This window comes from Sphingomonas tagetis (assembly GCF_024211275.1).
Taxonomy (GTDB): domain Bacteria; phylum Pseudomonadota; class Alphaproteobacteria; order Sphingomonadales; family Sphingomonadaceae; genus Sphingomonas; species Sphingomonas tagetis.
Genome location: NZ_JAMLDX010000031.1, coordinates 19,221 through 28,210, shown reverse-complemented (window position 1 = coordinate 28,210; position 8,990 = coordinate 19,221). Strand labels below are relative to the sequence as shown.

The window sequence follows — 8,990 nt, the reverse complement described above, 5'->3', positions numbered from 1 at the left end:
GTCGGGTAGCGTTTCGCTCGCTGCTCAAATCCAGCCATCCGGCCACGGCTCGCTCGGGTCCACATCCCGAGCTTGAATCACGCCACCGCCGCCGCTTCAACCCATTCTCAAACGGTCTCTAAGGTCGATTGCAGACGTATTAGCGGTGGAGGCGGCAATGCGATCGGACGATATTGCATATTATCTTGAGCGGGCGCGCCAGGAGCGCGACAGGGCTTGTGGTTGCGAAGACAACGCGGTGGCGCTCGTTCATCTTGAAATGGCCGATGCATATGAGAGGCGCTTGGAAGCTGCGACGATGCAGTTACATCATGTGCCTGCGTGGACGCACAGGAAGTTCGGAACCGCATCCTAATTTGGCGCCATACAGCGGTAATACCCTTTTGTATCCCAAAATGGGGCAGTCGCTCAAATAGTGTGTATCGATTGGAACTCTGAGGCATCTGGTTAATTAGCGTTAATGCGATCTTGGATCCAAGATTGTGCGGTTCGCCGTATCACGTATCACCACAGTCTAAGGGTTCACGTTCATGAAGATGAAGATGCTTTGTGCGGCTGCCGCGCTCGCCGCCAGCCTAGTTGCTAGTTCAGCCAACGCGGCCAGTTTCTTTACCACGCCTGGGTCGGCGGCCTCGTTTGCAGCACCTGCCGGTAATGCGACAATCAACTTCAACGGAGCCCTTCCTGCCGGCTTCACGCTTTCCGGCGGCCCGCTGGTTCAGCTCATTACAGGTGACACCGCCACTTCGGCCGAGCCGGCGTTCAGCGATGGCAGCCGGTATCTCTCCGTGGCCGGCGGTGGCGCGGCCACCTTGGCGAATGCGACTGTTGGCTACAACACCGTCAGCATTTTCCTGGGTTCGATCGATGCGTTCAATGGCGTCGATCTGCTGGATGCGGTTGGAAATGTAATCGCAAGCTGGGAAGGCTGGGCATTCACGACGCCGGCTAATGGCAATCAGGAAATTCCGAATACCAATCGGCGGATCACGTTCGCGCGTGGCGATGGCGACGCGTTGATCAGCGGTATTCGTGTCCGCAGCGCTTTCAACTCGGCAGAAGTCGACAACGTCGTCTTCGCGGTACCCGAAGCCTCAACGTGGGCGATGATGCTGCTTGGCTTCGGACTTGCAGGCATGGCGATCCGTTCGCGCCGCCGCCGCGCCAAGGTCGTGTTCGCCTAACACAGTATGTCCGTAAAGAGATGGCGAGCGTGAGGCCCGGCATCTCTTTTCGTGCGCCATACGAACTCGTCTCAATTAATTCTGTGGTTCGCACGCTGCCGGCCAGTTGTGTGACTGCTCTCGACGAGCGGTCGCCGTACGTAACAGTTGGTGTGTTTTTGGCATCATGCGGGCGTCAGGCGCCGTCGCCATCTGACCTGCGCCCGAATATCCCATGCCGTTCTATCATTCGCTGACGGCAGGCTTCGGTTTCGCGCCGGCGCTGCCGAGTAATGCTGCGCCCTGGCGCATCATAGCGCACAAGGCCAAGGCAACAGATCGTTAGACAAACAAAACTCGACACCAGTAATATGGCGGCCATCCGCAACCCGATGATGGAATCCTGTGCTGCGCATAACGGTCGATAGGCGGAACGGCTCCGTCTGAGGAGTTGGGTCACGGCCGGTTCAGACGTGACTTCGTCTGCAGGACGACACATCCACTACGAAGCATGCCAGACGTTTTGTCTTTTGCGCATCCCCCACATTCGGCGTGGCACCACGCGAACATCTCGCTCGTTGGATGAGCAAGATCGTTAGATTTCAGCCCTAAAGTAGCCGGGCGGCTTCCCACCCGTTAGCGGACATCGCGCCCTATCAGGCGCCGGCGATTGTCAGCTTATCCAGCTGATCCTGCGACAATCGGAGCTCCCACGCGGCGATCAGCTCATCAAGCTGGGCGATGCTAGTCGCGCTGGCGATCGGGGCGGTGACGCCGGGTTGCGCGGCGAGCCAGGCGAGCGCGATCTGTGCGTGCGTCGCGCCCGCTTCCTCGGCGATATGGTCCATTGCCGCCAGCACCGCCGCACCCTTGCCAGCGAGCAGTTCGCCCATCCCCCTGCCGCGCACGCTTTTGCCGAGATCGGCTTCGCTGCGATATTTGCCGGTCAGGAAACCCGCCGCGAGCCCGAAATAGGGTAGCACGCCGATATTGTGCGTGACGCAGAGATTCTGCAGCTCGCCCTCGAAACGGTGACGGCTCACGAGATTATATTCGGGCTGGAGCGCGCGATAGTGCGGCAGCCCGTCGCGCGTGGCGATGTCGAGCGCCGATTTGAGCCGCGCGGCGGAGAAGTTGGATGCCGCGATGTGGCGCACCTTGCCGGCGTCGATGAGCTTGCCGAATGCGGCGAGCACGTCTTCCTGCGGCACGCCCTCATCGTCCTGATGCGCATAATAAAGGTCGATCGTGTCGACGCCCAGCCGCTTGAGCGACGCGTCGCACGCCGCGGCGATGCGCGCGGGAGCGAGCTTTTCGCCGCCTTCGCCGGACAGCATCCCGACCTTGGTGGCGATGCCGATGCGCTTGCCCGATGCCTTGAGCCATTCGCCGATCACCGTTTCGGATTCGCCGCCGCTGTGACCGGGAACCCAGGCCGAATAGACGTCGGCGGTATCGACCAGCGTGCCGCCGGCATCGGCGAAACGCTCGAGCAGCGCGAAGCTGGTGTCGCGGTCGGCGGTCCAGCCGAACACATTGCCGCCAAAGACCAGCGGCGGGGTCGCGATGCCGGTGACGCCGAGCGTCGGCATGAGCTTACTCCTTGCCGGCCTCGCCGGGATCGGTCGCGTTGATGTCGAGCGTTTCCGCGGCGGCATTGAGCCGCGCGGCCTCGCCTTCGCTGACGCCGGTGGTGTCGTCGGTGGAATTGCAGGCCGCGAGCAGGATCAGCGGCAGGAACAGGATCGCGCGCATCGCCCCCCCAATGATCGGGGCCGCCCGTCAGGACGGCCCCGTGTTCTTACTTCTTGAGTTCGTCGCCCGCAGCGTCGGCGGCGTTGCCGACGCGGTCGGCGCCTTCGCCCACTTCGCGCGCCCCTTCGCCGATCGCTGCGCCGGCGCGGTCAGCGGCATTCTCAGCCGTGCTCAGCGCCCCGTCGGTCGCCGCTTCGACGTCGTCGGCAGCCTCGCCCATCGTGGCATTGGCGTCGGCGGCGATCGCCTCGGCCGCTTCGGCGGTTTCGTTCTGCGCCGTTTCACTGCAGGCGGCGAGGCCGAGCGCAGCGACGGCCGCGAGCGGAAGAAAGACTCGTTTCATTCAGCTGATCCCTTTCAGGCGTTGAGCATGCGCACCCTAGTGCCGAGGCGAAACGGTCGCAACGCGAATGGGTTGCGTTGACCTCATATAAAGATATCTTTATATCTATATCCACATTAGTGGGCTAACTCATACACAATGAAGATCGCGCTCGAATCCTTCCGCGCCCTGGCGGACTCGACCCGGCTGCGCATTCTCGCGCTGCTCCGGTCGATGGAGCTGTCGGTCGGCGAACTGGCACAGGTGCTGGGGCAAAGCCAGCCGCGCGTCTCGCGCCACGTCAAGATACTGTGCGACGCGGGTCTTGCCGAACGGCGCAAGGAAGGCAGCTGGGTGTTCGTCGCGCTCGGCGATCCGGTGCGGGTCGCGCCAGTGCTCGCGGCGCTCGATGCATGGGGCGGGCAGGAGGATCACTGGACGGTCGCCGACACCGCGCGGCTGGCGGCGGTGCGTGCCGACCGCGCGGCGGCTGCGGCGGAATGGTTCGAGGGCCATGCCGGCGAATGGGATGCGATCCGATCGATGCATGTCGCCGAGGAGCAGGTCGAGGCGGCGATGGCGACCGCGCTGGGCGAGACGCCGATCGAGCGGCTGATCGACATCGGCACCGGCACCGGGCGGATGCTCGAGCTGTTCGCGCCGCGCGCGGCCAGCGCGCTGGGCATCGACCGCTCGTCGGAGATGTTGCGGCTGGCGCGCGCGAAATTGTCCGAGCGCGGGCTGGCCAATGCCGAGCTGCGCCAGGCCGATCTCTATGCGCTGCCGATGGCGGATGACGAGGCCGATGCGGCGATCCTGCACCATGTGCTGCACTTCGCGCAGCAGCCAGGCGCCGCGATCCGCGAGGCGGCGCGCGTGTTGCGCACCGGCGGGCGGCTGCTGATCGCGGATTTCGCGCCGCACGACCGCGAGGAATTGCGCAGCCGTGAAGGCCATGTCCGGCTCGGCTTTTCGGACGAGCAGATGCTCGGCTGGTTCGAGGCGGCGGGCATGGCGCCGGTCAAGACCGAGACGCTGCAGGGCGGCGCGCTCACGGTGAAATTATGGCTGGCCCGCAAGGCCGGCGAAGCATTGGGTAAGGTGAAGGCAGCATGAGTTTGATTCTGGACCCGGCGGCGCCGCTGTTCGCGGACGTTGCGGGCGATATCGATGTGAGCTTCGAATTCTTCCCGCCCAAGACGGAGAAGATGGAAGAGACGCTGTGGGAGTCGATCCAGACGCTCTCGCCGCTCAACCCGCGCTTCGTCAGCGTGACCTATGGCGCGGGCGGCACGACGCGCGAGCGCACGCACAACACCGTCGCCCGTATCGCGCGGGAGACGCCGATCGTCGCCGCCGCGCACCTCACCTGCGTCGAGGCGACGCGCGAGGAGATCGATGCGGTCGCCAACGAATATTGGGCGGCGGGCGTGCGCCATATCGTAGCGCTGCGCGGCGATCCGCCGACCGCGGGGGCGAAGTTCCAGTCACCGGTGGGCGGCTACGAGAATGCCGCGGCGCTGGTGGCGGGGCTGCGCAAGCTGCATCCGTTCGAGATTTCGGTCGCGGCCTATCCCGAATGCCATCCGGATTCGCCCGATCCCATCGCCGACCTCGACAATTTGAGGCGCAAGATCGACGCCGGCGCGAACCGCGCGATCACGCAATTCTTCTTCGAACCCGACACCTTTTTCCGCTTCCGCGATGCAGCGGCGAAGGCGGGGATCGATGCCGAGATCGTGCCCGGCATCATGCCGGTGATGAGCTTTGCCGCCGTCAGGAAGATGTCGGCGATGTGCGGCACCGACGTGCCGGCATGGATGGCGCGGCTGTTCGAGGGGCTCGACGATCATCCGGCGGCGCGGCAGCTGGTCGCGGCGACGCTGGCGGCGGAACTGTGCCGCAAGCTCTATGCCGGCGATGTCCGGCAGTTCCATTTCTACACGTTGAACCGCGCCGAGCTGAGCTATGCGATCTGCCATCTGCTCGGCGTTCGGCCCACTGACCTGACCGGGGAGAAGGCGGCATGACCGCGCGCGAGAAACTGCTGGCGGAGGCCGCCAAGCGCATCCTGATCACCGACGGCGCGTTCGGCACCGAGATCCAGAACTGGAAGCTGGACGAGGCCGCCTATGCCGGGTCGCTGGGTCTCAGCCACGACCAGAAGGGCAATAACGACATCCTCGCGCTGACCAAGCCCGAGGTGCCGGAGTCGATCCACCGCGCCTATTTCGCGGCCGGCGCGGACATCGCCGAAACCAACACCTTCTCCGCCAACCGCATCAGCCAGGCCGATTACGGCGCCGAGCATCTCGTGCGCGAGATCAATGTCGAGAGCGCGAAGATGGCGCGACGCGTGGCCGACGAGTTCGAGGCGAAGGATGGCCGTCCGCGCTTCGTCGCCGGCGCGCTCGGGCCGACCAACAAGACGCTGTCGCTGTCGCCCGACGTCAATGACCCGGGCTATCGCGAGATCGATTTCGATCACCTCAAGGAGGTGTATCGCGAGCAGATCGACGCGCTGGTCGAGGGGGGCGTGGACTTCATCCTGATCGAGACGGTGTTCGACACGCTCAACGCCAAGGCCGGCGTGATGGCGTGCATCGAAGCCGCGAACGATCTGGGCCGCGACCTGCCGATCATGATGTCGATGACGCTGACCGACCTGTCCGGGCGCAACCTGTCGGGCCATACGGTCGAGGCGTTCTGGGCGGCGATCCGCCATGCCAAGCCGTTGACGATCGGGCTCAACTGCTCGTTCGGGGCGGAGCAGCTGCGGCCGCACGTCAAGACGCTGAGCGCGCTGTGCGACACGCTGATCATGGTCTATCCCAATGCCGGCTTGCCCAACGAGCTCGGCGCCTATGACGAGGCGCCCGCAACGACGGCGGGGCTGGTCAAGGAATGGGCCGATCAGGGCCAGGTCAATATCCTGGGTGGCTGCTGCGGATCGACGCCCGAGCACATCAAGGCGATCGCCGATGCGGTGGCCGGGCTGCCGCCCCGTCAGATCGCGACGCCGGAAGTGCGCACACGGCTGGCCGGACTCGAGCCGTTCGTGATGGCGGCCTAGTTCCCAGCCCCCTGCTGACAGACCCTCCCCCGGCCCCTCCCGCAAGCGGGAGGGGAGGAAGAAAGAAACAATGACCTCGACCCCCACCTCCACCGCCTTCGTCAATATCGGCGAGCGCACCAACGTCACCGGCTCGGCGGCGTTCAAGAAGCTGATCATGGCCGGCGATTACACCAAGGCGGTCGAGGTCGCGCGCCAACAGGTCGAGAACGGCGCGCAGGTGATCGACGTCAACATGGATGAGGGGTTGCTCGACGCCTATGAGGCGATGACGACCTTCCTCAAGCTGATCGCCGCCGAGCCCGACATCGCGCGCGTGCCGGTGATGATCGACAGCTCCAAATGGGGGGTGATCGAGGCGGGCCTCAAATGCGTCTCGGGCAAGCCGATCGTCAATTCGATCAGCATGAAGGAAGGCGTTCCGCAGTTCCTGGAGCATGCGCGAAAGTGCATGGCCTATGGCGCGGCGGTCGTGGTGATGGCGTTCGATGAAGTCGGGCAGGCCGACACCCAGGCGCGCAAGATCGAGATTTGCGAACGCGCGTACAAGGAGTTGATGGGCATCGGCTTCCCGCCCGAGGACATCATCTTCGATCCCAACGTCTTCGCGGTCGCGACCGGGATAGAGGAGCATAACAATTACGGCGTCGACTTCATCGAGGCGGTGAAGGTGATCAAGGCGCGCTGCCCGCACGTCCATTTCTCGGGCGGGCTGTCAAACCTGTCGTTCAGCTTCCGCGGCAACGAGCCGGTGCGGCGCGCGATGCACTCGGTCTTCCTCTATTACGCGATCCCCGCCGGACTCGACATGGCGATCGTCAACGCGGGCCAGCTCGACATTTACGACCAGATCGAGCCGGAGCTGCGCACCGCCTGCGAGGACGTGATCCTCAACCGCGATCCCGAGGCCGGCGACCGGCTGGTGGCGCTCGCCGAGAAGTTCCGCGGCACCGATGTCGTGGCCGAGAAGCAGGCGGCGGAATGGCGCGGCTGGGCGGTCGAGAAGCGGCTCGAACATGCGCTGGTCAAGGGCATCGACCAATATGTTGTCGAGGATACCGAGGAGTGCCGGCTCAAGGCCGCCAAGCCGATCGAAGTGATCGAAGGCCCGCTGATGGACGGCATGAACGTCGTCGGCGACCTGTTCGGATCGGGCAAGATGTTCCTGCCGCAGGTGGTCAAGTCCGCGCGCGTGATGAAGAAGGCCGTCGCGCATTTGCTGCCCTATATCGAGGCGTCGAAGGAGCCGGGCGCGAAGGGCAAGGGCAAGGTCATCATGGCGACCGTCAAGGGCGACGTGCATGACATCGGCAAGAACATCGTCGGCGTGGTGCTTCAGTGCAACGGCTTCGAGGTGGTCGATCTGGGCGTGATGGTGCCGTGGTCGAAGATCCTCGAAACGGCGAACGAGAATGATGCCGACATGATCGGCTTGAGCGGCCTGATCACGCCGTCGCTCGACGAGATGGTCACCGTCGCCGAGGAGATGAAGCGCGCGAAGATGACGATGCCGCTGCTGATCGGCGGCGCGACCACGTCGAAGGTGCATACCGCGCTGCGCATCTCGCCCGCTTATGACGGTCCGGTCGTGCATGTGCTCGACGCCAGCCGCGCGGTCGGCGTCGCGACGACACTGGTCTCCGAGACGATCCGCGACGACTATGTCGCCAAGATCGCCGGCGAATATGAGGCGGTGCGTCAGGCGCGCGCCAACAAGGGGCAGAGCGAGCTGCTCCCGCTCGAAACCGCGCGCGACAATGCGTTCGAGGCGGATATGAGCCTCAAGCCCGGCAAGCCGCGCATGCCCGGCATCCACGCCTTTTCCGACTGGGACCTCAAAGACCTGCGCCAATATATCGACTGGACGCCGTTCTTCCGCGCGTGGGAGCTGGCGGGCAATTATCCCGCGATTCTCGAGGACAAGGTGGTCGGCGAGAGCGCATCGTCGCTGTTCGCCGATGCGCAGGCTATGCTCGACAAGATCATCGAGGACAAATGGCTGACCGCGCGCGGCGTCGCCGGGCTGTGGCCGTGCCGCCGCGACGGCGACGACATCATCGTCCATGTCGAGGACGAGAAGCATGTCACGCTGCCGATGTTGCGTCAGCAGATCGCCAAGCGCGAGGGCCGCGCCAATATGTGCCTCGCCGACTTCATCGATCGCGACGGCGACTGGATCGGCGGCTTCGCGGTCTCGATCCACGGCATCGAACCGCATCTGGCGCGCTTCAAGAACGCGATCGACGACTATTCGGACATCCTGCTCAAGGCGCTCGCCGACCGCCTCGCCGAAGCGTTCGCCGAGCGGCTCCACCATTTCGTGCGGACGGCGCTGTGGGGCTATGCCGAGGGCGAACAGCTCACCAATGAGGCGCTGATCAAGGAGCAGTATCGCGGCATCCGCCCGGCGCCGGGCTATCCAGCCTGCCCCGAGCACAGCCTCAAGCCGATCCTGTTCGAGATGCTCGACGCGCATCAAGCCACGGGCGCGACGCTGACCGAAAGCTTCGCGATGCTGCCGACTGCGGCGGTCAGCGGCTTCTATTTCGGGCACCCGCAGGCGGAATATTTCGGCGTGGCGCGCGTGGGCCGCGACCAGCTCGAGGATTATGCCGTGCGGCGCGGGGTGAGCATCGAGCAGGCCGAGCGCTGGCTGCGGCCCAATCTGGATTGAGTG

General features: G+C 64.6%; 8 protein-coding genes. 5 read left to right on the top strand and 3 right to left on the bottom strand.

What is annotated here, in order from left to right; genetic code table 11:
• Positions 1-530 precede the first annotated feature (530 nt).
• Positions 531-1,184 (top strand): PEPxxWA-CTERM sorting domain-containing protein, encoded by a 654-nt coding sequence (locus M9978_RS22155; protein ID WP_254297189.1) that lies wholly within the window; start codon positions 531-533, stop codon positions 1,182-1,184.
• A 635-nt stretch (positions 1,185-1,819) separates the two neighbouring features.
• Here M9978_RS22155 and M9978_RS22150 read toward each other — a convergent pair.
• From M9978_RS22150 to M9978_RS22140, 3 genes are read right to left on the bottom strand one after another with little or no spacing between them, the layout of a single operon-like run.
• A complete protein-coding gene (locus M9978_RS22150) occupies positions 1,820-2,755 on the bottom strand; it encodes an aldo/keto reductase (RefSeq protein ID WP_254297187.1) in 936 nt (311 codons plus the stop codon).
• A 4-nt stretch (positions 2,756-2,759) separates the two neighbouring features.
• Positions 2,760-2,918 carry a hypothetical protein gene (locus tag M9978_RS22145; protein WP_254297186.1) on the bottom strand — a complete coding sequence of 53 codons (159 nt, stop codon included), beginning with the start codon at positions 2,916-2,918 and terminating at the stop codon, positions 2,760-2,762.
• Positions 2,919-2,964: 46 nt separating this feature from the next.
• On the bottom strand, positions 2,965-3,261 hold the full coding sequence (locus M9978_RS22140; RefSeq protein ID WP_254297184.1) for a hypothetical protein: 297 nt from the start codon (positions 3,259-3,261) through the stop codon (positions 2,965-2,967).
• A gap of 138 nt (positions 3,262-3,399) precedes the next feature.
• Between M9978_RS22140 and M9978_RS22135 the strand changes: the two genes are divergently transcribed.
• The 4 genes from M9978_RS22135 (at position 3,400) to metH (ending at position 8,987) form a co-directional block, all read left to right on the top strand.
• The gene (locus tag M9978_RS22135; RefSeq protein WP_254297182.1) at positions 3,400-4,356 is read left to right on the top strand and encodes an ArsR/SmtB family transcription factor; all 957 of its coding nucleotides are present in this window, start codon (positions 3,400-3,402) and stop codon (positions 4,354-4,356) included.
• Positions 4,353-5,270 (top strand): methylenetetrahydrofolate reductase, encoded by a 918-nt coding sequence (metF, locus tag M9978_RS22130; RefSeq protein WP_254297181.1) that lies wholly within the window; start codon positions 4,353-4,355, stop codon positions 5,268-5,270. The genes M9978_RS22135 and metF overlap by 4 nt, the downstream gene beginning before the upstream one ends.
• Complete coding sequence (locus M9978_RS22125) at positions 5,267-6,313, top strand: homocysteine S-methyltransferase family protein (protein ID WP_254297179.1); 1,047 nt, start codon at positions 5,267-5,269, stop codon at positions 6,311-6,313. The genes metF and M9978_RS22125 overlap by 4 nt, the downstream gene beginning before the upstream one ends.
• A gap of 70 nt (positions 6,314-6,383) precedes the next feature.
• Positions 6,384-8,987 (top strand): methionine synthase, encoded by a 2,604-nt coding sequence (gene metH / locus M9978_RS22120; RefSeq protein ID WP_254297178.1) that lies wholly within the window; start codon positions 6,384-6,386, stop codon positions 8,985-8,987.
• The last annotated feature ends 3 nt before the right edge of the window (positions 8,988-8,990 follow it).

Coding starts and splice junctions, on each gene's coding strand:
- metH (WP_254297178.1), top strand. CDS start 6,384: ATGACCTCGACCCCCACCTCCACCGCCTTCGTCAATATCGGCGAGCGC.
- M9978_RS22135 (WP_254297182.1), top strand. CDS start 3,400: ATGAAGATCGCGCTCGAATCCTTCCGCGCCCTGGCGGACTCGACCCGG.
- M9978_RS22125 (WP_254297179.1), top strand. CDS start 5,267: ATGACCGCGCGCGAGAAACTGCTGGCGGAGGCCGCCAAGCGCATCCTG.
- M9978_RS22155 (WP_254297189.1), top strand. CDS start 531: ATGAAGATGAAGATGCTTTGTGCGGCTGCCGCGCTCGCCGCCAGCCTA.
- metF (WP_254297181.1), top strand. CDS start 4,353: ATGAGTTTGATTCTGGACCCGGCGGCGCCGCTGTTCGCGGACGTTGCG.
- M9978_RS22140 (WP_254297184.1), bottom strand. CDS start 3,261: ATGAAACGAGTCTTTCTTCCGCTCGCGGCCGTCGCTGCGCTCGGCCTC.
- M9978_RS22150 (WP_254297187.1), bottom strand. CDS start 2,755: ATGCCGACGCTCGGCGTCACCGGCATCGCGACCCCGCCGCTGGTCTTT.
- M9978_RS22145 (WP_254297186.1), bottom strand. CDS start 2,918: ATGCGCGCGATCCTGTTCCTGCCGCTGATCCTGCTCGCGGCCTGCAAT.